Origin of the sequence: Neptunomonas marina (genome assembly GCF_004005935.1) — a bacterium.
Classification (GTDB): Bacteria; Pseudomonadota; Gammaproteobacteria; order Pseudomonadales; family Balneatricaceae; genus Neptunomonas; species Neptunomonas marina.
The window spans coordinates 1-24217 of the sequence record NZ_SACQ01000010.1 but is presented as its reverse complement, the minus strand read 5'-3'; the positions used below and the strand labels follow the sequence as shown (position 1 = coordinate 24217).

The window sequence follows — 24217 nt, the reverse complement described above, 5'->3', positions numbered from 1 at the left end:
ATGGAGTGTAAATGGCCAACGTTTTTTACCTAATGGGTGCCTCCGGCAGCCAAAAAGATACACTAATCAACGCTCTAAAGACGCTGATTACCAATGACTCATTAATGATCGCTCCCCGCTACCGCGCCCCACTTCCAGCCCACATAGATCGTAACGATATCGGCTTATCATCAGAAGAGTTTCAACGACGCAGCGCCATGCAGCGAATCATTTTTCGCTGGGAAGCCAATGGTAATAGCTACGGGCTAGGTAGCGAAACTGAAGCTTGGCTTGCGCTTGGGCAATCAGTACTCGTGAAAGGCTCTCGCGAAAGCCTAAAAACCGCCAAAGCTCACTTTGGTAAAACACTGGTTCCCATTCTAATACATGCCGATAACAACCTGCTGCGTAGCCAAATGCTGCAATCAGGCACAGCATCATCCAGTGAGATCGAAGCACGCTTGATACGCGCGCAAGCGTACGTCACATCATTAGCCCCCCACTGCCACCTCATAAAGCTTGAGCGTGACATCAACAAAACCATTCAAGCATTGGAAACTTTGATTCGCATGCACTTAAACACCGAAAAAAACCACCACGAGGTGTGCGTAGATCATGCTTGAGTTTGTCTTCCTTGGCACAGGAGGCGCAGCGCAAATACCGGTATGGGGCTGCACATGCAACGCCTGTCAGCGCGCAACAAAAGACGCAGCTAAGCAGCGCAAACCCGCCAGCGCCATGCTGACCACTCCGAATGGTAACACCCTAGTTGATGCCGGTAGAACAGACCTTGCCGAGTTATTCGCCCCAAGCGATATTCAGCGCATAATCCTGACACACTTTCATATGGATCACGTACAGGGGTTATTTCACCTACGCTGGGGCAACATTGATCATGCTATCCCAGTATTCCGCCCCAATGACCCAAAAGGCTGTGATGATCTTTATAAACACCCCGGATGCCTAGCCTTTCAGACGCCGCTGACTGCGTTTGAATGTGTCGAGTTTGACCTGTTCACCGCAACCCCCGTTCCACTGCAGCACTCTAAACCAACGTTCGGCTATGTGATTCAAGCAAAATCGACTCGCCTCGCCTATTTAACAGACACGAGTGGCATCGCAGATGAAACCGCAGACTTTTTAAACCAAACCCCTTTGGACATCCTTATCTTGGATTGCGCGGAGCCGCCTCGGAAGGAGCGCCCCAGAAACCATAATGACCTCAATGAAGCATTACGCATTGCGCAAAGATTGCAGCCCAAACAAACATTCCTGACGCACATCAGCCACACGCTAGAGAACTGGCTTGATGAAAACCCCGGTTCCCTGCCGGCGAACGTTACACTGGCTTATGACGGTATGCGCATATCTTTAAATTAGAAAATAATGATATAAATGTAAGACGTTTGTTGTATGTGTTTGACGCTCATCAAATCGCGAGCGCAAGTGGTGTTCATATAATAGGGGAGCCGTTTAACCAGTCAGGGATTCACCATGAAAGCGCGCCCTAACCCAACCAAGCGTGCTTGCCAACAGCAAGCCGACATACTGGTCTATCAAATTGATAACCGCCTTTACATCAACCTCACTGATCGATGCACACTTGCCTGTAAGTTCTGCCCTAAACACAACGGCACCACAAAGGTACACGATTATCAGTTAGCACTAGGATCACGGCCGAGCCCAGAAGATATTATTGAAAAGATCGGCGACCCAACGGCCTATGAAGAGATTGTTTTTTGCGGTTACGGCGAGCCAACACTACGCTTAAAAGCGCTTGTCAGTGTTGCAAATGCCGTCAAAGCAGCGGGCGGAAAGACACGCCTTAATACAGATGGCTTAGGCAACCTCTTCCATAAAGAGGACATTATTCCACTACTCTCTACCTGCATTGACGCGGTGTCTGTTTCATTAAATGCTCAAAACGAATACCTATACGAAAAGCACTGCGCGCCGAGCCTACCTCATAGCTATCCGGCAGTCTTAGCATTCATTGAACGCTCCGCCAGTTGGATACCCGACACCACTGTCACCGCCATCCAGGGCTTAGAGGGAATCGATATACCCTCGTGCGCGCGCATTGCAGCGGAGCGTGGAGCAAAGTTTCGCTCCCGCGCGCTAGACGTTGTTGGTTAAGCGTTAGCGCGCTTCGGAAACGCGGTATAGATCAACTGCCCCTGAGCGAGGAACGTCGATACTAACTCGCTCCCTAGCGGCATTCCCAAAAAATACCCCTGCACAACATCACAGCCTAGCTCACGCAAAACCTCTAGCTGCTGCGCGGTTTCAACACCTTCTGCGACGACTTCAAGGCCTAACGAGTGGCCAAGCGCGATGGTGGCACTCACAATCTGCCGATCATTGGGGTCATCCAACATATCACGCACAAAGCTACGATCAATCTTCAGCCGGGACGCACTCAACTGCTTCAACGCGACCATGGAAGAGTAACCCGTACCGAAGTCATCAATAGCCAAACGCAGTCCCGACGACGCGGCACTCTCGAGCATATCAAGCACCTCGCTACCGGCATCCATACACGCGGACTCAGTGATCTCCACCTCAAAGGTATCGAGCGGTAGCTCCGAATCGGTCAGCAACTCAAGAAGCGCCTGAACGCCCTCCTGATTGCGCAGCTGCACGGGTGAAAGATTGAAAGAGACTGCACCGAACTGGTAACCGGACTCATCCCAGCTCGCAATCTGTGTCGCGACATGCTGCGCCACCCAAAAGCCGATATCGTCGATCATGCCCCGCTTTTCAGCGACAGGAATAAAGGTGAGTGGCGAAATCGCACCGATCTCAGGATGCTGCCAGCGCAATAGCGCCTCAAAACCGATCAACTTACCGCTGTGGCAGCAAAACTGCGGCTGGTATTCCATGTGCAGCTGCTGCAAGAAACGCGCGCTACTGAGCATATGTGCAAGCTCAGCCTCGCGCTGAACACGCTCAGTCATCTCTGACTGATAGAAGATGTAGCAACCTCGGCCACGTTCCTTCGCCTGATACAGCGCGATATCAGCCCGTGCAATGAGATCATCTGCACTCACATGCTCATCGCACAGGACAATACCGATGCTGGTATTGGTTTTGAGTTTATTCCCTAAAAAGTCAAACGGCTGTTCAAAACACTGAATCACCTTCTCAGCCATGACCGCAATATCCGAAGGCGTTGTCACACTGCTCTGCAGTATCGCAAACTCATCGCCCCCTAAACGCGCGAAAGTATCGCCATCACGCAGGCTCTCTTGAATCCGCTTTGCGACCTCAATCAGCAGTTGGTCACCTGCAGGATGCCCAAGCGAATCGTTCACCTCTTTGAAGTGGTCGATATCCAAAAGATGCAGAGCCGAGTGCTGACCAGAACGCCGATCCAAGCTCAACTCATGCTCAAAACGATCAAGGAACAAACGCCGATTCGGCAAACCTGTCAACGCATCATGAAAAGCAAGATAACGGATCTGCTCCTCGGCTTTACGTCGGTGGGTAATATCGTGAAAGGTAACTACCGCACCAGAAACGCGATCATCGTCGTGAATTGGCGAACTCCAATACTCCACTGGAATTGAGTGGCCATCGCGGCACCAAAACACATCATGCTCAATTCGATAGCTGCGGCCATCTCTGATCGACTTCATGATACTGCACTCAAACTCATCAATAGCGGAGCCATCCTCACGCTTTGAATGAATCAGAGTACCTGCTTTGCGGCCGATCAGCTCATAAGCACGATAGCCCAACATCTTCGCTGCAGCCGGGTTGATAAAGGTCATCACACCGCTAGCATCGACGCCAAAGATCCCTTCATTGGTGTGCTCAAGCAACAAGCGTGAACGCTGCTCCGCGGTCTTCACCGCCTCTTCATAACTGATCCGATCACGAATATCCTTAAACACAGTGATCATGTAAGTGGTGTCTTCATAGACAAACGGCCGTGATGAAACCTCAACGGGAATCTCTTCGCCACTGCGCAGCCTGTGCGTTGTGCGCGCGATACGCTGTGTATGCTGAATCTCCTGCCAACGCCGCTGGATGTCTTCAAGCGAACATTTTGCATCCCAATCAACGAGCTTGGTTTGGTAAAGTTGTGCTGCGGGCACGTCAAAGTGCTTAATGGCGGCACTGTTCGCGTACACGATCTTAAAACCCTTATCTGGCACCGTGCAAATAAGCGGATCTAAGCTGATATCTACCATCGCATTGACCAACGATAGCTGCCCGCTGAGCATCGTGTTCTCAGTAATATCGCGGCTCACGCCCAGTACGCCAACCATCCGTTGGTCACCGTCGTAGACTGGCGTTTTAAAGGTATCTAGGAGTACTTTTCTGCCATCTGCATAGGTCACCCATTCGTTGATGCGTAACGGCTTTTGGCTACCAAGCACCTCCTCGTCGCCACCACGCATCCGATTAGCGCTCTCGGTATCTCCAAAGAGGGTGAAATCATCTGTGCCCACCAACTCAGATTCAGCTTTGCCACTCATCATCTCGAAGGCTTTATTACAGCCGAGATACCGCGACTCGTTGTCTTTGAACGAAACCAAATCCGGGATCGAATCAATCAAGGTGCGAAGCCGACTCTTCTCCGCTAATAACGTCTGCTCTGACGCACGCTGGGCGGTAATATCGGTACCCGATGAAAGAATTCCGATACGCTCCCCGTTCTCATCTTCGAGCATACGGTTGTTCCAGCGAATCAAACGATACTCACCTTGCTGGGTGATAATAGGGCGCTCAATCTCTTGCTTGGGCTGTTTATCCGAGGAAAGTAAACGCTGGTAGGCATCAGATGCAGGCTGGCGGCTCTCTGGCGGCAGAAAGCTATCAAACCAGTTAAGCCCGATAGCGGCGTCTTGCTCGATCCCAAATAGCTCACATGCAAAACGATTGAGCATCGTGACACAGCCGTTATCATCGAGCGTGACAATGATGACTCCCGCAATATCGAGATAATAGTTGGCGCGGTGGTGCTCCTGCTCTAGCGCACGCAGGGTTCGGTTACGATCCTCAAGACTTTGCCCAATGCCCACATAAACATCTTTACCACTGCTTGAGAGCAACTTCTGCCCATGCACTTCTAATGCATACATGGAACCATCTTTGCGCTTGTGCAAGGTTTCAAAGTGGAACAGGTTATCGTCTTGCAGTTGGGAGTGCATAATCTGCTTAAAACTACCGCGCGCTACAAAGAGATCAAACGCAGAGACCGGCAACCCAATCAGCTCTTCGCGCTGCATTCCTAAATTTCGATAAGCAGCCTGATTGCAGTCAAACACAACACCGTTAGCATCAACCCAATAAACCGTAAAGTTAACCCGCTCAAGAACATCGCGAGCATCACCCGGCGAGAAATGCTGTTTGCCGTGCGCAATCAACTCAACACCCAACAGGTTTTTATCATCAGCATGGGCACGAAAGAGGTAGCAATCAACTGCATGATAACGCCCAGCTTCGCCTTTTAAACGCAAGGATTCGGCGTAGCTTTCATGCTGAATCTGACCGCCAGAGGGCAGGCGCGGGCGGTCTTCAGGGTGCACTCTGCTGATAAAAAAATCCGCAGCTTGCCACTGTTCGATCGAAAAGCCTAAGAAGTCCGTTTCCTTTGATTTGAGATCCAGAAGGCATCTATCGCCACAACGGTAGCGCCCAATAATCCTTCTATCACCAGACTCCAGACGTGCTAAATCAAGCGTCTCACTGATGCTCATTTTTCTTCTTTTAATTGTCGAGTTGGAAAGCCGCAAAGAAAGCAAAAGGCGTTAATGCTTGTAAACTGCAGCCTTGCTATGTGACTCAACTATAGCACCAAATAAGCGACAACCCCTACGAGCTAAGACAAAAGGCTAACATCGCATAATCTGGATCAACACAAGCGAAATCATACCTAAATCACGACAGCTAAACCCAGCAAAATACGTGCTGCCCTACCTGCAGAAAAGCGCCCAAATGAGCGCTTTCAGCGGGTAGATTTCAGCTAGACAAAGTAGGTTTTCAAGGGCGGAAAACCATTGAATTCTACTGAGCAATAACTACTGGTATAGGCCCCCGTGGCTAGCCAATACATCCGATCTCCTGACTGCAAAGAAAGCGGTAACGTGTACTTGTGATTTTCGTACATGATATCCATGCTATCGCAGGTTGGCCCGGCAATGACCACCTCCTCCTCTTCACCATCACGCTCGGTACAGATCTGATATTTAATCGACTCATCCAGCGTTTCGATCAAGCCATTGAATTTGCCAACATCCGTGTACACCCAACGCTCTAGCGCGGTAGCTGACTTACGAGAAACCAGCACCACCTCTGATACCATTACCCCAGAATCACCGACGAGTGAGCGGCCAGGCTCTAAGATAATTTCAGGTACTTCATCTGGAAAATCCTCTGAGAGAAAACGGGTGATCTCCTGCACATAGGTCTCGAATGGATTGGTTTTTTGAATGTACTGCGCAGGAAAGCCGCCACCCAAGTTGATCATCTTCAGCTTGATGTCATATTCGTTATACAGACGATCCCAAACCACTTTTACCTTCGCGATGGCACCATCCCAAATATCGATTTCTCGCTGCTGAGACCCCACATGGAACGATACACCATACGGTTCAAGGCCAAGATCACGCGCCAAAACAGCCAGCTCCACAGCCATCTCTGGGTTGCAGCCAAACTTACGTGATAGCGGCCAATCAGCGCCTTCAGAGCCCTCGGTCAGAATACGAATATAGATACGTGAACCCGGCGCGACCTCAGCAATTTGACGAATATCTTCCTCTGAGTCTGTGGCATACATACGCACACCACGCTCGTAGAAGTACGCAATATCACGCTTTTTCTTGATGGTGTTGCCGTAGCTACAGCGCGCCGGATCGACACCATGACTCAAAACCCGATCCAACTCATAGATCGAGGCGATATCAAAATTAGACCCCAGCTCAGCCAACAGCGAGATCACCTCGTTGGCTGGGTTCGCTTTAACAGCGTAATAAACGCTCGCGTATTTGAAACCATCCACAAGCTCAAGGTATTTCTCGCGGATTGTGTTTAGGTCAACAACCAAAAAAGGTGTTTCTTTGCGCTCAGCAAAGTTCAAAATACGTTGCCACGCCTCAGGGCGCAGATGATCTGGGCAGTTCACTCGTAGCGATACTCCAAAAGCAAATACATAAGTAATTTATTTTGTAAATACCCCCTAAGGGATAGGCGGCGGAGTATAGATAAAAGTGCAGTCTAAAGAAAGTGAATTTTATTAACAAAAAAAGGCTGTACCGATGAAATTCAGTACAGCCTTGGATACCACCTCACAACGCGGCTAAACCTCTACACCATGCCCCAGCACGCGCTCGATATCAGCGAAGGACTTAGCCTCGTACATCACATCAAAACCAATCTTTAGAAGCCTTGAAATATCACTCGCGGAGATGATTCCGCGGATGCGTTTCACACCCGCAAGGCTGGTATCGATAACCAACACGTGCTGCCCACCCGAGTCTTTCAGCGTCAACATAACATCGCCAATCTTGGCATGCTGAACCTGCTCATGGGTTAAGGCTTGTAGCTGATCTCGCGGCATCATGATGTGTTTAACTTGAACATCCTCCCGCGCGAGCCCTCTGGTCTCCATGCACGAGATAACGCGCCGGCCCATAATATCGCGAGCACTGATAACACCCGCCACATCTCCAGACTCATCAAGCGTAAACAACAAACGTACATGCTGGTGTTTCATGTACTCTAGCGCGTCATCAACCTGCATGTTTTGTGACACGGTAACAGGTTCGGTGTGTTCAAAATCGGTCATGACATCGACGGCCGGGCTGTGCAAACCCACTTGAGCTTGTAACTGAGCCGGCGTTAATAGGTGTGTGACATCGGTAATCTCTTGCAGACGGATATGGCGAAACTCCTGAAACATAATAAGCCTCCGGCGTTTTTGTTTTTCTTTTAGCTTAGCAGTTAACCGTAAGAGTTCACGTTGGCAACATCAGTTCCCCGCGGGCAACCACCACAGCATGCCCACCAACGCTAACAATACTTTCTTGCCCAACACGTTCAGTGCCAGCTTCAATAAGCGAAGGACGGCCAATCTCCGCACCTTGAGCAATCTGCCAAGTGCCAAACCACCCATTACGCAGCGCCAAGCTACCTACCAGTGCCGCTGCCGCACTGCCCGTTGCCGGGTCTTCCAAAACCCCACAAGCTGGGCAAAACATGCGCATATGGATTGTCTGATTGGCTTTATCCGCTACGAATAAACACAGATCAGGCACGGCATCAGTCCCTAAATGCGCTCGCCATGCAGCAAGATCTAGCTGCACACTCTCTAGCTGCTGCGAGTTGCTCAATTGCACCAACTGATAAGGTACACCGCTATTACCAACCCATGGTTCACCAACCACCGCATCACTCGCTAACCCCATCATTTCGCTTACCGATTGAGCAGTTAAATGGCTAGTTTTATAAGTGGGAGTTACCGCACTGCGCAGCGTGGCTTTGACGCTATCCGCTCCACGCTCAATCACTATCGGTACCGGCCCAACCTGCTCATTTAACACAAGCTTGTCAGCCCCCTCTGGCAGCCACTCTAGATAATCCAGCAGTACCGCCGTACCCACAGTGGGATGCCCTGCAAATGGGATCTCACCTTGAGGCATGAAGATTCGCACAGACCAGGCGGCATCCCCTGCTTTTTCCGTGATGAACACTGTTTCAGATAGGTTCATTTCACGCGCAATCTGCTGCATTTGTTGGTCGGATAACCCCTGTGCATCCACAAATACTGCCAGCGGATTACCGGTAAACGCCGTTTGCGTAAACACATCTAACGTGTAGTAAGTTAAAGTTCTCATCTGCGCTACTCCTTTTGGTTATTTAAAACGCCGTCCCCAATACACCAACGCGACGACCGTTAACGCACAGGCCAATGTCCATTGATCTAACACCTCACCCATAAAGGTGACAGCAAACGCTATGGTAATAAATGGCTGCAACAGCTGTGTTTGGCTAACCGCAGCAATACCGCCCAACGCCAAACCCTTGTTCCACAGAAAAAAGCCGAACAGCTGGCTCACAAGCGCTAAATAGAGAAAACTCCCCCACCCTATCCAACTATGGGTATTAGGCTCCACACCCAGCAACAGATAAGTGGGCCACGTAACCGGAGCGGCTAACACCAATGTCCAGCAGATCACCTGCCAACCGGGCATTTCGCGTGAAAGCTGGCCGCCTAACGCATAACCAAGGGCCGCCAACACAACCGCTGCAACCAAAACAAGATCACCAGCAGCTAGCGCACCAATACCATCACGGGCCATAAAAAGCGTTACGACCAGCGCTCCTGACACACTACAGAGCCAAAACCCCAAACCACAGCGCTCCTTTGCAATCCAAGCCGCACAGATGGCAGTTAGCAAGGGCAGAATCCCCATCACGACACCACCGTGGGACGCTTCAACGCTTTTCATAGCGATCGCAGAAAGCACTGGAAAGCCAAACACCACACCACACGAGGTCAACAGCAAGCGCTTAATCTGGCTCCTAGAAGGCCACTGCGCGCGATAGAGCAACAGCAATGTTGCAGCAACCACAGAAGCGATGGCCGAACGGCCAAAACCCACACTGACCGGATCAAAATAGGTCACGCTCCAACGCGATGCTGGCAGCGTTAGGCCAAACAGCACCACGGCAAACGTGCCATAAAGCAAGCCTTTTACATCGTCCGAAAGCCCCGGTTTTTCCGCTAGCGGGGTGCTACCTGCCCACATTTAGCACCTCCAAAATGGCTTACGTGATTCTTCCAACGCATCCGCGCGCGATACACCAATATCTTTTAGTGCTCGTGCATCAAGCATGGCTAGCTGTTTGCGAGTGCGATAGCAGCGGGCCATGCGCTGCAACTTTTGCCAAACCGTATTAAGCAAACCGATAACGAACATGTGAACTCCCTCCACGTGATTGAATTTACAGTGTCTATGCTATGCGCTACCCTGAAACCATTACAGATTTAGAAACAAAAAATAAAACCAGTACAGATAAAACAGCACAGATAACTGTCATGGCTTCTAAGCTATAAACTGTACTGGTAGCGATAAACCAAGGTGACAAACTGTCATGAAACTCTATGAACAAGTGGCGGATGCCATCGCGGCACGGATCGATCAGTCCTACTATCAAGTTGGCGAAAAGCTGCCCTCTATCAGAGCCATCAGCCAAGCACATGGTGTTAGCATCTCAACAGCACAAGAAGCCTACCGCCTCCTTGAAGAGCAAGGCCGAGCAGAAGTTCGGCCCAAGTCAGGCTTCTATGTCTTAGCACAGAGCAAGTCGCCTCAGCAGCTACCCGATCTAAGCCGCCCCGCCCAGCGCCCGATGGAAGTATCGCAATGGGAGGATGTACTGGAGCTGCTGTGCGCCAACACAAATAGAGAGATGATCCAGCTCGGGCGCGCTATTCCGGAACTAGGTGCCGCAACGCTTAAACCCCTAAGCCGCATCATGGCGGATCTCAACCGGCAAGACCCGCTGGCCACGCTCAACTATGAACACCTAAGAGGCTCCGATAATCTGCGTTTGCAGATTGCCCGCCTTATGGTGGATGCCGGTTGCGTGCTGCACCCTGATGACATCGTCACCACCACGGGCTGCCAAGAGGCGATCTCCACCAGCTTACGAGCAGTGACAGAACCCGGTGATATTGTTGCGGTTGATTCACCCAGCTTCTATGGTTCGATGCAAGCGGTGAAGGCGCAGGGTTTAAAAGCGCTCGAAATCCCCACGCATCCTGAAACGGGCATCAGCCTTGAAGCCCTTGAGCTGGCTTTGGAACAGTGGCCGATCAAAGCGATTCAAATCACTCCAACGTGCAACAACCCGCTAGGCTACACAATGCCAGAGGCGAACAAAAAGCGCCTACTCGCAATGACTAAGCGCTATGACCTGCCCATCATTGAAGACGATATCTATGGTGATTTGGCCTATCAGGCCCCGCGTCCCCCTGCACTGAAATCCTTTGATACCGAAGGGCGTGTACTTTATTGCTCATCCTTCTCGAAAACACTCGCGCCGGGGCTGCGCGTCGGTTGGTGCGCACCGGGGCGCTATCTCAATCAAGTGATCCATATGAAGTACGTGGTCACTGCCAGCACCGCCACTTTACCGCAAATGGCGATTGCCGAGTTTATTGCACAGGGTGGCTATGAGCGCCATGTACGTAAGATGCGCGCCCAGTATCAGCAGAGCCGCGATGTCATGATTGGTTGGATCGAGAAGTACTTCCCGGCTGGCACCAAGATCAGCTACCCCCATGGCGGCTTTCTTTTGTGGGTCGAGCTGCCATCAGAGCTCGATACCAGCGAGCTAAACGAATACCTGATCCCGGAAAATATCTGCATCGCCCCCGGTGTACTTTTTTCTGCATCTGGTAAATATCAAAACTGTATGCGCCTCAACTTTACCGATCCACCCAACGCCAAGAATGAAGCGGCGGTCGAGCGCGTGGGTGAACTGGCCGCTCAATTGATCACAGAGCAAAAAGCCACCCTTAACGGAACGAAGCGGGTATAATGCCGCGCTCTTAAACTGACTTTCAAGACAGGAAACGACCACCTTATGACTGCATCACGCCATGCCTATCGCGCTGCCATTATCCATATGCTTGACGACCCAGCTAGCAGCGGCGAGCAAGATAGCTATGAGTATTTTCAAGATGGTTTGCTGGTCGTTTCCGATGGCAAGATCGTACAGCTAGGTGAAGCAGAACAACTCCTGCAAACACTGCCTGCCGATGTGCCCGTTACCCACTACCCAAACCATCTGATAACTGCTGGGTTTGTTGATACTCACATTCACTACCCACAAACAGAGATGATCGCCTCCTACGGAGAGCAGCTCCTCGATTGGCTCAACAACTACACCTTCCCAACCGAGCAAGCCTTCGCAGATGCAAACCATGCCAAGCGCGTCGCTACGCTCTTTCTCGACGAGCTAATGCGCAACGGAACCACCACTGCGCTGGTCTTTGGTACGGTGCATCCAGAATCAGTGGATGCGTTTTTCACTGTGGCGCAGCAGCGCAAGCTGCGGATGATCTGCGGCAAAGTGATGATGGACCGGAACGCACCGGATTACCTGACAGATACGCCCGAGCAAAGCTACACCCAGAGCAAGCAACTCATCGAGAAGTGGCACCATAAAGATCGGCTGGCATACGCCGTAACACCGCGCTTTGCGCCCACCAGCACGCCAGCGCAGCTTGATCAAGCCGCACGCCTGCTAAGCGAGTACGAGGGTTTGTATCTCCACACCCACCTTGCCGAGAACAAGCAAGAGTGTGCGTGGGTGAGCGAGCTATTCCCCACCAGCGAAAGCTACCTTGATGTCTATAAACAGCATAATTTACTGGGTAAACGTAGCATCTTTGCGCATGGCATCCATCTTAACGATACCGATTGCTGCCAATTGCGTGATTCCGAGTCAGCCATTGCGTTTTGTCCAACCTCAAACCTCTTTCTCGGCAGTGGCCTTTTCAACTTACCCATGATGGAGCAGCATGATGTTGCTGTTGGGCTAGGCACCGATGTGGGGGCTGGTACCAGCTTTTCTATGCTGCAAACCCTTAACGAAGCCTACAAAGTGATGCAGCTACAAGATGCCAAACTTTCACCGCTGAAATCGCTCTACTTAGCCACACTGGGCGGTGCACGGGCGCTACACATTGATGATAAAGTCGGCAACCTAGCCTCTGGCAGCGAAGCTGATTTTATTGTGCTGGATCTCAACGCGACACCGCTGATCTCCGCCCGCATGGTCAACGCAAGCACCATCGAAGAGCAGCTTTTCGTCTTGATGATGCTGGGTGATGATCGCGCTATCGAGGCGACCTACGTCAGCGGCGACTTAGCATGGCGTAAACCCAGCGCTTAAATCACCGCTCCACTATCGTCGCCTTGCGGCTTGGCAACAGGCCGCATAGCATTGCCCCATTTACTATCGAGCACACCCCAGCACCATGAGCCGTATCCGCGCACGTAATCACGAAATTATCCTTCGCGCCGCTTGCATCGAGTTTGCAAAAAGTGGCTACGCAGGCACCAAAATCATCGATATCGCCAAGCAGGTTAACCTGCCAAAGCCCAATATCTATTACTATTTCCAGAACAAGCAGAACCTCTACCGCTGCGTACTAGAATCGATTATCGACCCGATTTTGGCGGCCTCTGACCCGTTTGAGCGCCACGATGATCCGGCTATCGCGCTGGCGGAATATATCCACACCAAAATTCGCATCTCCCAAGAGCACCCCCACGCCTCCAAGGTGTTCGCAAACGAGATCATGCACGGTGCGCCCCACCTGCCTGCAGATATCGCAGCCAAGCTGATGGCACAAACGGTGATGTGTACCGCAAAACTCAATGAGTGGATGGATGCTGGCAAAATGGATCGTGTTAATCCCCACCATCTACTGTTTACCCTGTGGGCCTCGACTCAAACCTACGCTGATTTCGATTGGCAGATACGCTCCGTCACGGGAAAAGCGCAGCTGGATACTGAAGATTATCAAACCGCGGCCGACCTAATATGCCGTCTAACACTGCGCGGTTGTGGTCTGAGCTTGCCAGAATCGTCGTAAAATTGCGCTATGCTTAGTTGGAAAGGGACCCACGACGCGTCATGAGCACGTCGCTTAATGTAGGGAAGTTTTTTGATTGGGGAACAAAAGCGACCAATGAGCGAAGATCCGATCCAGACCTTATTGAGCCACTGCACCTTGCAGCAGCTAGAGGCAATCCATACTGCACTTGAGAAACGTGCTGCAGAAAAGGCTGCTGAGACGGCCGCACGCCGCGAGCGTCAGAAGCTCGCTGCACCGCCACGTAGCAGCACCGATGTTGAGAAAATGGCCGATGATCTTGGCTTAGACCTCTCTGGCTTAATGCGCGAGATTTCCAAGCGCTAGCTAAATGCAGCCGCCAGCTGCGCCTTAAGGTGCAGCCCGGCTTTGCCAAGCGGTTGGCTGGCACGCCAGACTAGGCGTGGCGTATAGCTTAACCGGGCCCCACCAATATAAGAGACCTCAACCAGCTTACCCTCGGCTAACTCATCCTCCACCAGAAACTCCGGCAGCCAGCCAAAACCAAGCCCCTGACAGATGGCTGCTTTTTTGGCCGCAAAATCACTCAGATAAAAGACCTTCTCGCCACCAAAGGTTTGCCGCCCACCATGCGCACGATCAAAGCTCGAATCGTGCACTGTCAGCTCAACATACTGGCGTAGCGTTTCGAGCGTACAGTGCGATTGCCCCGCCAGTGGGTGCGTCGGAGAGGTCATCAGCATGGTATTAATTGGCGCTAACCGCTGCTGCTCTAGTTGCTCTGAAGGCTCATGAACAAGCGCCAACATCAGATCAGCTTGCGCCCTTTCAAAGCGCTGCTGAACCCCTCCTAAAAACTCTGTACGCAGCTGAATACGGGTTGGAATATCCATATCCGTCATCGATTTCAACACCTGCAAGATCGGCGGCAGCGGCAACATACCATCAATCACTACTTCCAGATTAGGCTCCCAACCCAAGCGAAACTGTTCAGCGATACGGTCCAGATTATCCGCTTGCAGCAGTAACCGCTGCCCCTCTTCCAGAATACGGATACCCAGCGGCGTCAGCTGCGCCCGGTACTGGCTGCGATCAAACAATGCACCGCCAAGCTGCTGCTCTAACTTACTCACCTGATAGCTGATGGCAGATTGAGTTTTATGTAGCTGCTCAGCCGCCTTAGCAAAGCTACCGGCCTCTACAACCGCCTGCATTACCCGTAACGCATTCAGATCCACTTACAAACTCCATCAATTTTTTTAATCATGTTAAGCAAATTATTGCGCTTTCTTTAAACATTCAACCCTTTTAACGTAGCGACTAACGCCCTTCGGCGATCACAACAAGAATCTGTTCCACCCAACACAGGAGTAGCACGCTATGAGTCATAACCCCATTGGTCTGCGCGGTATCGAGTTCACAGAGTTTGCCAGTAACGATAGCGACTTTATGGAGAAGGTTTTCTACGCCTTTGGTTTCTCTAAGCTCAAGCAGCATCGCAGCAAGGCGATCGACTACTTCAACCAGAACAATATCCACTTTTTGCTCAACCGCGAGAAGCAAGGTTTTGCGGCGGATTTTACCCGCTCCCATGGGCCAGCGATCTGTTCAATGGGCTGGCGGGTCGATAATGCCGAGCAAGCACTAGCAGAAGCGGTAAAACGCGGTGCTAAGCCTGCCGACCCCGCCACAACCGATCTCAACTACCCTGCCATCTATGGCATTGGTAACAGCTTGATCTATTTCATAGATACCTTTGGCGACAAAGGCTCTATCTATGCCGATGATTTTGTCGCGCACCAAGAGCCCGTTATTCGCGAAAACCTTGGCTTTATCGAGATCGACCACCTGACCAACAACGTCTACAAAGGCACGATGCAGACGTGGTCCGACTTCTACAAAGATGTTTTCGGCTTTGAAGAGGTGCGCTACTTTGATATCAAGGGGCAGAAAACCGCCCTGTTATCCTATGCACTGCGCTCACCGGATGGCAGTTTTTGCATTCCGATCAACGAAGGCAAAGACGATAACAACAACCAGATCGATGAGTATTTGGATCAGTACAACGGCCCGGGTGTACAGCACATCGCGTTTCGCTCCGATGATCTGCTTGGCTCACTGGACCGCTTAGATCGCAGTGTTATCGACACGTTAGATATCCACGATGATTACTACGATGAGGTCTTTAATCGGGTTCCAAATGTCACTGAGGATCACGCCCGTATCAAAGACCACCAAGTGCTGGTTGATGGCGACGAAAAGGGCTACCTGCTACAGATTTTCACCAAGAACCTATTCGGCCCTATCTTTATCGAGCTGATTCAACGCAAAGAGAACCTTGGCTTTGGCGAGGGCAATTTCCAAGCGCTATTTGAATCGATCGAGCGCGACCAAGAGCGCCGCGGCGTGATCTAAACCCCGCACCATTATGTCTTCACATCTCTCGATGTGACCCTCTTAGGGCGCCACTGGCGCCCTGTTTTCGTTGATGCAAACTGCCCAACGTGCAAACTTACAGCCCAACTTAAAGGCCAACCTACAGCCCAACTAAGTGCTCAGCCAGCTCCGCAAAGCCGTGCCCACCCGGCTGGGAGCACAAATAGCGTGGTGGTACTGATAGCTCAGGTAAGAAAGGTGCAATATTGGCGACCCCCACCGTATGCGTGAGCTTAGCGAACATCGACTCATCATTGGGCGAGTCACCAATAAATGCGCACTCCGATAGCGCAATATCCGGCTGCAGATCTAACCACGCTTGCGCGGTATCGGCCTTACTGTAGCTGCCCAACCATGCGTTGATATGAATCGAGCTGAGCCGCGCATGGAGGCCTTGCTCGCTCAACCACTGGGTTGCTGCCAGCGCCGTCTCACGCTCAATCTTGACCTCTTGGCCAATATCAAATGCGATATCCGTTAAACGATAGGCTTGATCACCCGTTACAGGGATCTGCGGAAAATTGCGTTGGAATGCAGCACTCACGTGCTGAAAGCGCAGCTGATTTTGTGCTCTTTGCTGTTCAGGCTCACGGTAGTGGGTTTCGATCTTGCCCTGCGGGGTACGTGTCATCCAAAAGGCGCCGTTCTCGCCAATCACCGTATCCACCGGCCATGTACGGATCAGGCAATCACACCAACCGGCACAGGCCCCCGTCACCGGTATCACTTTGATACCTGCACGGCGCAAGCGATCTAGGGCGATGAAAGTATCTACAGGCAGCGTTCCCTGCCAGGTTAGCGTATCGTCCACATCGGTAAATAATACACGGATGGGAGTTTGTAGCTGAGCAACTGGCTGAATGTTTGCAGCAGTCATGAAAAGTCCTTAAGCGTCCAAAATCAGGGATAAAATTCGAGGATAAGCGGCTGATGATCTGAAGCGTCGCAGGTTTGCTCCGCGCCAATATCCGCTACAGAAAGCGCCGCCGCGTGATTCAACAAACCAAAGTCTCGGCAGTGCGGCCCCTCTGGCCACTGGTGTTTATCAAACACCCCACAGGTGGGTGCATGGGTTTGATCACCGTGGCAGATATGCCAGCTATCCAACCATCCCTGTGCGAGCAAAAACTGATAGTCGTCACTTTCGGGGGTGAGGTTTAGATCGCCACATAGCAGCACACCTGCAGGTGACGGCGGCTGTCGATAACTGCCCTTGCTGCCTGCGGGCGCGCGGCGCAGAGCTTGTTGCTCTGCACGTGTTTTTTGCGCGCTCAGATAAGCCAGTTGCTCGCGCCGCTCCTGCGCACAATGAAAAGCCAAATGGGTATTAAAGATGCGCAGCATCAAGCTAGCACTGGTAACAACCACCTCTGCTGCGGTGCGCGGCATCTGCAGGTGTTCACTGCTCACTGGCGCAGGTAACAGGTGCGTGCGCGCATCCACCAGCAGCGGGCTGCGCACTAACGTCAGGTTACCAAATTCGCTGCGCCCCTCAGGGTGCTGCCAGCTAAACCCCGGCGCCCAAACGGGCGTAAACCCTGCGAAAAATTGGCGAATAGCGTCGAGCTGATCGGTATTGCCGTGCTCTGGCAGGTGCCGCGCCACCTCTTGCAGACAGATCACATCCGCATTCTGTGCATGCAATAACGCGAGGATATCCGCCATTGAGTTGCGGCCATCACACCCCAGTGCGGCCTGAATATTCCAGCTAACCACTCGCATCTACTTAATCCCCGCGCGCATAAACGACTGCACAAACTGGCGCTGAAACACCAAGAATAGAATCAGCAGCGGCCCAACAGCGATGAGTGTTCCGGCACAAATTACCGACCAATCAACACCCGACTCAGGCGCCCCGAAGATCGCCATACCCACCGTCAGCGGGCGGCTTGCGCTGGTATTGGTGATCACCAACGGCCACAGAAAGTTGTTCCAGTGGTAACTAATCGACACAAGCGCAAACGCGAGATAGGTCGGCTTGGCGAGCGGCACATACACTTTCCAGATCACCCCAAGGGTGGAGCAGCCCTCAAGCCGCGCTGCATCTTCTAGCTCTTGTGGAATAGTCTTGAACGTTTGGCGCAGCAGAAAGATGCCAAACGCACTGGCAAGATAGGGCAGCGCCACGCCAAGATAGGTATCCACTGCCCCGATACTGGCAAGGGTTTGGTAGTTCTCAACAATCAAGATCTCTGGCACAACCATCAGCTGCAGCAGAATCAGACCAAACACCAATCCACGGCCCAAAAAGGGTAACCGCGCTAAGGCATAACCGGCCAAGGTACAGAGCACCAATTGGCAACTTAAAATAAGTAGCGTGATCGCCAACGTGTTGATCATGTAGCGCACGAACGGGGCTTGCTCCCAAGCGGTATAGAAGTGTTCCAGTGTCAGTGGTGCCAGCAAGCTGAAACGGGTTGCGAACTCTGCTGGGTGAAAGGCCGCCCAAAAGGCGTATAGCAGTGGCAAGATCCAGATGAGGCCAAGGCTCCATGCTGCCACTGCGCTCAGTGAATGCGTCAGTTTATTCATCGCTGGCGTCTCCTATCGGTAGTGCGTTCGGCGCTCAAACACACCAAACTGCAACAGTGCTAACGCAACCAGTGCCAGCAACAGCAGTAGCGTTAAGCTGGCTGCATAGGCGGTATCAAAAAAGCTGAAGGCGTTTTCGTAGATGTAATAGAGCAGCAAGTTGCTGGCGTTGTTTGGCCCGCCCTTCGTCAAGATAAAGAGGTGATCCACCATCTTGAACGCGTTGAGTACTGCGTTCACCAGAATAAACAGCGTGGTGGGCATCAGAAGCGGAAAGGTGATACGACGAAACTGTGTCCAGCGCCCTGCCCCCTCAATAGACGCCGCTTGATAGAGCTCGGGGCTGAGGCTCTGCAGGGCGGCAAGATAGAAGATCATAAAAAAGCCTGCCTCTTTCCAAACCGTAATCACCATCAAGCAATATAGGCTCAGGTCAGGATCGCCCAACCAGTTGTAGCCACGGTGCTCAAACAGGCCCAACAGTTGATTTAACAAGCCGATCTCGGGGCTGTAGAAAAACAGCCAGATATTGGCCACAGCGATCATCGGCAGCACCGTGGGGGTAAAATACGCCAAGCGCAGCCAGCCACGCCCTTTCATCTGGCTATTCACCCACAGCGCCATCACCAGCGCGATCCCGATAGCCAGCGGTACAGTAAACAGCGCGTACAGTGCGGTGTTCACAATGACCTGATGCAGCACATCGTCTTCCATCATGAACTGGTAATTTTCGAGCGTGAAATCACTTGGCTGGGTGCCCAGCGAAAACACACTGCGCCACACCGTTTGCACCGTTGGAAAATAGGTAAAGGCCATCAGCAAACACAGTGCGGGTAGTAACAGCAGCCAAGCTTGAACAGAATGTCTGGACATAAAACAGGTACTCGATCAGGGGCCGGTTACCCAGCCCCTGCACAGGTTTAGAACTAACGGTAACGCTTCAGAATACGCTCAGCTTTTTTCTGAGCGCTATCCAACGCCTCTTGTGCGCTAGCGCTGCCAGTTAATGCGCTTTGAATCGCATCATCTAACAACTTGCGCACACGGCCCGCTTGGTGGGTGGATAGCTCAGCCGTTGCGTGCGCTAGCTGATCCCGTGCAACCGCCGCAGGTGGGAACGTTTTCACATAATCTTGCAGCGCTTGGGTATCGTAAGCGGCTTGGCTAACGCCCATGTAGCCGGTGGCGATACTCCAGTTAGCAGCTTGCTCTGGAGAGGTCATAAACTTCACCAGTTTCAGTGCCGCTTCGCGCTCTTGCGCAGTGGAATCTTTAAACAGGTAGAAGTTACCGCCACCTGTTGGGCTACCCAAAGATTGTTTGGCGGGGAGCATGGCGACACCAAAATCAAAGTTGGCGTTTTTCTTAACCGCCGTCAGGTTACCCGTGGAGTGCCACATCATGGCGGTTTTCTGCTCGAGGAAGTTTTGGCGTAGTGTTCCCCACTCGATCGCGCCTTTAGGCATAATCTGATGCTCGTTACCGAGCGTTTGCCAAAATTGCAGTGCTTCAACCACCGCCGGCTGATTGAAGTAGGTTTCGTTACCTGCCTGATTCATCAAAACCGCGCCGTTTTGCTTGGTCAGCGCACCGAACATCCAGTATGGATAGCCTGTGGATGGGATCATCGCGCCCCACTGTGTAGTGTTGCCCGACGCATCTTTTTTCGTTAGCTGCTTACCCATTGCAGCAAGCTCATCCCACGTTTTTGGTGGCTGCTCTGGATCTAGGCCAGCGGCGCGGAATAGATCTTTGTTGTAGTACATCACGATAGTCGAGCGCTGGAACGGCACGCCCCACGTTTTATCATCAACGCGGCCATTCTCCATAAGCGCAGGATAGAAGCTTTGTAGCCACTTACGGTCTGCTTCTGTTTCCACCACCTCATCAAATGGGATGATCGCATCCAGATCCATCAGCTCATGCACATCAATAGAGAACATCACAGAAAGTTGCGCAGGCTTACCACTTTTTAGCGCTGCCAACGCTTTGATCCGCGCATCGTTGTAGTTGCCAGCGTAGATCGCCTTTACATCGATATCGGGGTTATTCTTCTCGAACTCTGCAATCATGCCATCCACCACTTTAGTGAGTGGGCCACCCACCGCAACGGGGTAGTACATCGTCAGTTCGGTTGCTGCGTGCGCCATCGACGTGAAGCTTGAAGCAATGAAACCAGTAGCTAATAGCCACTTTTTACCCTTAGTAAACATGTGCAAGATCCTTTGAATGTGGATTTAACAATGGAGTTTGATTGGCCAAACGTTGGCCGGTTTTGTGGGAAAAGTAGTGCTCTTGGCCCGCAGGCCATTGCAGTGTTAGGTGCTCATCCGCATTAACCACCTGATGCCCAGGCAGCGTGAAGCTGACCATTTGGCCGGGGAAGCGCGTCTCTAGGCGCGCCTCTACACGGGTTTCAGCGCCCTGATATTCTGTATGCACAGCACGGGCAGCCACCCCTTGAGTTGCAAGGCTGATATGCTCGGGCCGCACACCAACAAGGTGCTCATCGCCCACCAACAGGTTCATGGGCGGCTGGCCGATAAACTCAGCCACAAAGCGGCTAGCAGGTTGGCTATACAGCTGGTTAGGTGTGCCGATTTGTTCGATCTTGCCGTTGTTGAGCAGAATAATCCGATCAGCCATGCTCATCGCCTCAATCTGGTCATGGGTGACGTAGATCACCGTGAGATTGAGCTGTTGTTGCAGGCGGCGAATCTCACTGCGCATCTCGTGGCGCAAACGGGCATCAAGGTTAGATAGCGGCTCATCCATTAAGCAGATCGGCGCTTGGCTCACAATCGCGCGGGCTAGCGCCACACGCTGGCATTGGCCGCCCGAAAGCTGCCCCGGCTTTTTATCTGCCTGCGCCACTAGCGATACACAATCCAGCGCATAGGCCAAGCGGCGCTGCTGCTCATCTTTGGGCACACGGCGCGCTTTAAGCCCGAACAAAATATTCTCGGTTACGCTAAGATGCGGGAACAGCGCATAAGACTGAAACACCATGGATAGCTGGCGCTTACCGGGCGCGGCCTGCGTAACATCGTGGCCATCTATCTTGATCTGGCCAGCATCGGGCTTTTCTAGCCCAGCAAGCATCTTGAGGGTGGTGGACTTACCACACCCAGACGGGCCTAACAGCGCGATAAACTCACCTTTGCTAGCGGTAAAGCTGATGCCATCAACCGCAGCCTTCCCTTGCCAGTGTTTCTCTAACTGGTTGATCTGGATAAAGCTCATAGCGCGGCCTCCGCACATACCACCACATCGATATCGTGACGTAGGCATAGGTCTTCGAACGGTGCGGATAGCTGATCAACAAAGAGGCGGTCAATATCGTTTAGGTGGCCTGTTTTGACCGGCGCACTACGCAGATACTTGCTGGCATCCGCCACCAGAAAGCGTTGCTCGCAGTTCTCTAGAATCGCTTGGGAGATGTGGGATTCTTCCGGGGAGAAATCCAGCAGCGCCCCATCGGCGCTTAAGCCGCCAATACCAAAAATACCAAAGTTGACCTGAAAGCGGCGCAAGTAGGCGGTCGCATCTTCACCCATTAAATCTTGATCGGATGGGCGCAACCGGCCACCACATAGATAAGTGCTAATACGGCTATTCCGGCACAACGCCAGCGCCGCATTTAGGTTGTTGGTAATCACCGTGGCACCTGGGTGGTTTAACATCGCCTCGGCCACCTGCTGAGGTGTAGTGCCAATGCCCAGAAACAAGCTGCACCCTTCTGGCAACTGCGCAACCACACGCTCGGCAATCCGCTGCTTTGCTCTTAGGTTGATAACGCAACGGTTTGCAAAGGATAGATTATGGGTTTGTACCGGCAGCGTGATCCCGCCATGGACACGCTTTACCAGCCCCATATCGCTAAGATCGTTTAGATCTTTACGAATGGTTTGGACAGATACATCAAAGTGGTCGGTAAGGTCTCCGCTGGCCAAAACCCCACCCTGCTCTCTGAGCAATGTAAGAATGGCCTGCTGGCGGGTAGAAAGCTGCATGTTCGAAACTCCGATTAGATTTCGAACGAAATTATCGAAGCTTCTTATGAAACTAATATTGCTTAAATATGAATAAAGCGTGACACAAATATTTCATACGAAAGGCATAGATAAAGGCACAGACGCTCTTGCGTTACTGGCATCTAGGCAAGCACCATAAGGCCGTTGCAGCACAGCGGCTTTGCACCAACGGCTCCCCTTTCAAGCCTTGCCATTGTGTACATCAGCGAGTACTGTTTTAGTAGTGTTGTGGCAAGTAAACGCACCCATTGTGTTGCTTGAAAGCAGGAAGCTGGGCCATAAGAAAGAACACCTTTACACTGTATGGATAGCCAACCTATTTTTCCTGCCGTTTTTCAAGCCTCGCAAAGCGAAAGCTTGCCACTCTATTTTTTCTGAAACTGACGGTGCTGATTTAAGCCCTTTTAAAACAATGGCTTAAAAATTCAGCCCAAAAGTCAGAAAAATAAAATGACATCATTTAAATAATTATTATGATGCCCTGTGGCGTCATAATCAGGCTGTTATAGCTCTCCAGCATTGGGAGTATGAGGAATATGAATTTTTCAACGAGCGACAAAGTAAACGACTTCCTTTCTGATATACAGTCCATATCCTCTGAGCAGTTTGATATGGTGATGGCAATAAGGGATATCTTCTTAAAGGCTAATGAAGAATTAGTTGAAGGTATTAAATATGGTGGTTTGGTCTTTAATGTGTCAAATATATTGGTTGGTGGCATTTATACATACAAAGAACATATTTCAATCGAATTCAGTAATGGGGCTAACTTTATAGATACTGACTCTGTTTTGGAAGGTAGTGGTAAAAAGAGGCGCCACCTAAAGATATACGAAAGTGACGATATTTCTCAAAAAAATATCGCGTACTTTGTAAATCAAGCAGTGAATAACTAAAGGAAAATATCGAATGGTAAAATTCGGATACACAATCAATTATGTACGTGATGTCGATATGGCTTTGACATTCTTTGAAAAAGCATTTGAAATGAAACGACGCTTTATCACTGACGAAAATGACTATGGGGAGTTGGATACTGGTGAAACAACTCTAGCCTTCGCATCTCATGAGTTAGGGCTATCAAATTTTTCTGGCGGGTATATAAGTTCTACGGAATCTGATAAACCATTAGGCATAGAAATAGCGCTCGTAACCGCTGATATTAGTGGCCTCCATCAGCGTGCAATACAATATGGTGCTGTTGAGTTAAAGTCGCCTGAAACAAAACCTTGGGGGCAGATTGTTTCCTACATTCGTTGTCCGTCTGGCATCTTAATCGAATTATGTACCCCGATTCAAAACTAAGCTATAACAAGGCATTGCAGCGGATAAACCGCTGAATGCAGCGTTAGTTGCCCACGAATTCACCGAGCAGGACATTAAGACATATTATGAGCGAAAGAAGAAAGATTACGGAAGTTTTTACGCCTCGAATGAGCGAGGTCAATTCTGAGATGTACGTTGATCGTCCCTTCCATGAAAAGCTTCTTGTACGGGCGATAAACAGAAATTCCCATACTTTGCTATGGATACTACGAACAAGTCAGGTAATTTTGGTCTGACTTGCTCGCACGCCAACAATACTTCAAATGAGCCATTTAGCCCCAGTTTTCTCACTATGATGCTGCTCTGAGCAACTAAAATCCGTCATTTT

At 51.2% G+C, this 24217-nt stretch carries 24 protein-coding genes; 10 read left to right on the top strand and 14 right to left on the bottom strand.

What is annotated here, in order from left to right:
* The first annotated feature begins 11 nt into the window (after window positions 1-11).
* The 3 genes from EOE65_RS16480 to EOE65_RS16470 all read left to right on the top strand — a co-directional run bounded on the left by EOE65_RS16480 (window position 12) and on the right by EOE65_RS16470 (window position 2115).
* Entirely contained in the window at window positions 12-602 is a 591-nt protein-coding gene (locus tag EOE65_RS16480; RefSeq protein ID WP_127695768.1) for a nucleoside/nucleotide kinase family protein, read from the top strand.
* Window positions 595-1359, top strand: a complete 765-nt coding sequence (gene phnP / locus EOE65_RS16475) for a phosphonate metabolism protein PhnP (RefSeq protein ID WP_127695766.1) — start codon at window positions 595-597, stop codon at window positions 1357-1359. The genes EOE65_RS16480 and phnP overlap by 8 nt, the downstream gene beginning before the upstream one ends.
* A 114-nt stretch (window positions 1360-1473) precedes the next feature.
* On the top strand, window positions 1474-2115 hold the full coding sequence (locus tag EOE65_RS16470) for a TatD family nuclease-associated radical SAM protein (protein ID WP_127695764.1): 642 nt from the start codon (window positions 1474-1476) through the stop codon (window positions 2113-2115).
* Here the strand turns inward: EOE65_RS16470 and EOE65_RS16465 are convergent.
* From EOE65_RS16465 to EOE65_RS16440, 6 genes are all read right to left on the bottom strand, one after another.
* Window positions 2112-5687, bottom strand: a complete 3576-nt coding sequence (locus EOE65_RS16465; RefSeq protein WP_127695762.1) for a PAS domain S-box protein — start codon at window positions 5685-5687, stop codon at window positions 2112-2114. The two genes, EOE65_RS16470 and EOE65_RS16465, sit on opposite strands and share 4 nt — an antisense overlap.
* A 266-nt stretch (window positions 5688-5953) precedes the next feature.
* A complete protein-coding gene (locus EOE65_RS16460) occupies window positions 5954-7111 on the bottom strand; it encodes a type III PLP-dependent enzyme (RefSeq protein WP_127695760.1) in 1158 nt (385 codons plus the stop codon).
* 174 nt (window positions 7112-7285) lie between these two features.
* A complete protein-coding gene (locus EOE65_RS16455; RefSeq protein WP_127695758.1) occupies window positions 7286-7888 on the bottom strand; it encodes a CBS domain-containing protein in 603 nt (200 codons plus the stop codon).
* A gap of 55 nt (window positions 7889-7943) precedes the next feature.
* Window positions 7944-8822, bottom strand: a complete 879-nt coding sequence (locus EOE65_RS16450; protein ID WP_127695756.1) for a PhzF family phenazine biosynthesis protein — start codon at window positions 8820-8822, stop codon at window positions 7944-7946.
* Between the two features lie 18 nt (window positions 8823-8840).
* A complete protein-coding gene (locus EOE65_RS16445) occupies window positions 8841-9737 on the bottom strand; it encodes a DMT family transporter (RefSeq protein WP_127695754.1) in 897 nt (298 codons plus the stop codon).
* The gene (locus tag EOE65_RS16440) at window positions 9738-9908 is read right to left on the bottom strand and encodes a DUF1127 domain-containing protein (protein WP_127695752.1); all 171 of its coding nucleotides are present in this window, start codon (window positions 9906-9908) and stop codon (window positions 9738-9740) included.
* A 175-nt stretch (window positions 9909-10083) separates the two neighbouring features.
* On the opposite strand from EOE65_RS16440, the gene EOE65_RS16435 reads away from it, so the two are divergent.
* The 4 genes from EOE65_RS16435 to EOE65_RS16420 all read left to right on the top strand — a co-directional run bounded on the left by EOE65_RS16435 (window position 10084) and on the right by EOE65_RS16420 (window position 13927).
* Window positions 10084-11535: an aminotransferase-like domain-containing protein gene (locus tag EOE65_RS16435; RefSeq protein WP_127695750.1), complete on the top strand. Its 1452-nt coding sequence runs from the start codon at window positions 10084-10086 to the stop codon at window positions 11533-11535.
* A gap of 45 nt (window positions 11536-11580) precedes the next feature.
* Window positions 11581-12894: a guanine deaminase gene (guaD, locus tag EOE65_RS16430; protein ID WP_127695747.1), complete on the top strand. Its 1314-nt coding sequence runs from the start codon at window positions 11581-11583 to the stop codon at window positions 12892-12894.
* 85 nt (window positions 12895-12979) lie between these two features.
* Entirely contained in the window at window positions 12980-13600 is a 621-nt protein-coding gene (locus EOE65_RS16425; protein WP_127695745.1) for a TetR/AcrR family transcriptional regulator, read from the top strand.
* A 96-nt stretch (window positions 13601-13696) separates the two neighbouring features.
* Window positions 13697-13927 carry a hypothetical protein gene (locus tag EOE65_RS16420; RefSeq protein WP_127695743.1) on the top strand — a complete coding sequence of 77 codons (231 nt, stop codon included), beginning with the start codon at window positions 13697-13699 and terminating at the stop codon, window positions 13925-13927.
* On the opposite strand, the gene EOE65_RS16415 is transcribed toward EOE65_RS16420, so the two are convergent.
* Complete coding sequence (locus EOE65_RS16415; RefSeq protein WP_206052700.1) at window positions 13924-14799, bottom strand: LysR family transcriptional regulator; 876 nt, start codon at window positions 14797-14799, stop codon at window positions 13924-13926. The genes EOE65_RS16420 and EOE65_RS16415 overlap by 4 nt on opposite strands.
* A 142-nt stretch (window positions 14800-14941) precedes the next feature.
* On the opposite strand from EOE65_RS16415, the gene hppD reads away from it, so the two are divergent.
* The gene (gene hppD, locus EOE65_RS16410; RefSeq protein ID WP_127695741.1) at window positions 14942-15976 is read left to right on the top strand and encodes a 4-hydroxyphenylpyruvate dioxygenase; all 1035 of its coding nucleotides are present in this window, start codon (window positions 14942-14944) and stop codon (window positions 15974-15976) included.
* A 121-nt stretch (window positions 15977-16097) separates the two neighbouring features.
* Here hppD and EOE65_RS16405 read toward each other — a convergent pair whose 3' ends face one another.
* From EOE65_RS16405 to EOE65_RS16375, 7 genes are read right to left on the bottom strand one after another with little or no spacing between them, the layout of a single operon-like run.
* Entirely contained in the window at window positions 16098-16874 is a 777-nt protein-coding gene (locus EOE65_RS16405; protein WP_127695739.1) for an HAD family hydrolase, read from the bottom strand.
* Between the two features lie 23 nt (window positions 16875-16897).
* A complete protein-coding gene (locus tag EOE65_RS16400) occupies window positions 16898-17719 on the bottom strand; it encodes an endonuclease/exonuclease/phosphatase family protein (RefSeq protein WP_127695737.1) in 822 nt (273 codons plus the stop codon).
* A complete protein-coding gene (locus tag EOE65_RS16395; RefSeq protein ID WP_127695735.1) occupies window positions 17720-18529 on the bottom strand; it encodes a carbohydrate ABC transporter permease in 810 nt (269 codons plus the stop codon). It abuts the gene before it with no gap.
* Window positions 18530-18541: 12 nt separating this feature from the next.
* A complete protein-coding gene (locus tag EOE65_RS16390) occupies window positions 18542-19402 on the bottom strand; it encodes a carbohydrate ABC transporter permease (protein WP_127695733.1) in 861 nt (286 codons plus the stop codon).
* Between the two features lie 53 nt (window positions 19403-19455).
* The gene (locus EOE65_RS16385) at window positions 19456-20742 is read right to left on the bottom strand and encodes an ABC transporter substrate-binding protein (protein ID WP_127695731.1); all 1287 of its coding nucleotides are present in this window, start codon (window positions 20740-20742) and stop codon (window positions 19456-19458) included.
* Window positions 20732-21772 (bottom strand): ABC transporter ATP-binding protein, encoded by a 1041-nt coding sequence (locus tag EOE65_RS16380; protein ID WP_127695729.1) that lies wholly within the window; start codon window positions 21770-21772, stop codon window positions 20732-20734. Before EOE65_RS16380 ends, EOE65_RS16385 begins: the two co-directional genes overlap by 11 nt.
* Window positions 21769-22542, bottom strand: coding sequence for a DeoR/GlpR family DNA-binding transcription regulator (locus tag EOE65_RS16375; protein ID WP_127695727.1), 774 nt, complete (start codon window positions 22540-22542; stop codon window positions 21769-21771). The genes EOE65_RS16380 and EOE65_RS16375 overlap by 4 nt, the downstream gene beginning before the upstream one ends.
* Before the next feature lie 557 nt (window positions 22543-23099).
* Here EOE65_RS16375 and EOE65_RS16370 point away from each other — a divergent pair.
* Window positions 23100-23459, top strand: a complete 360-nt coding sequence (locus tag EOE65_RS16370; RefSeq protein WP_164847144.1) for a DUF1801 domain-containing protein — start codon at window positions 23100-23102, stop codon at window positions 23457-23459.
* A 13-nt stretch (window positions 23460-23472) separates the two neighbouring features.
* Window positions 23473-23868 carry a VOC family protein gene (locus EOE65_RS16365; protein ID WP_127695723.1) on the top strand — a complete coding sequence of 132 codons (396 nt, stop codon included), beginning with the start codon at window positions 23473-23475 and terminating at the stop codon, window positions 23866-23868.
* The last annotated feature ends 349 nt before the right edge of the window (window positions 23869-24217 follow it).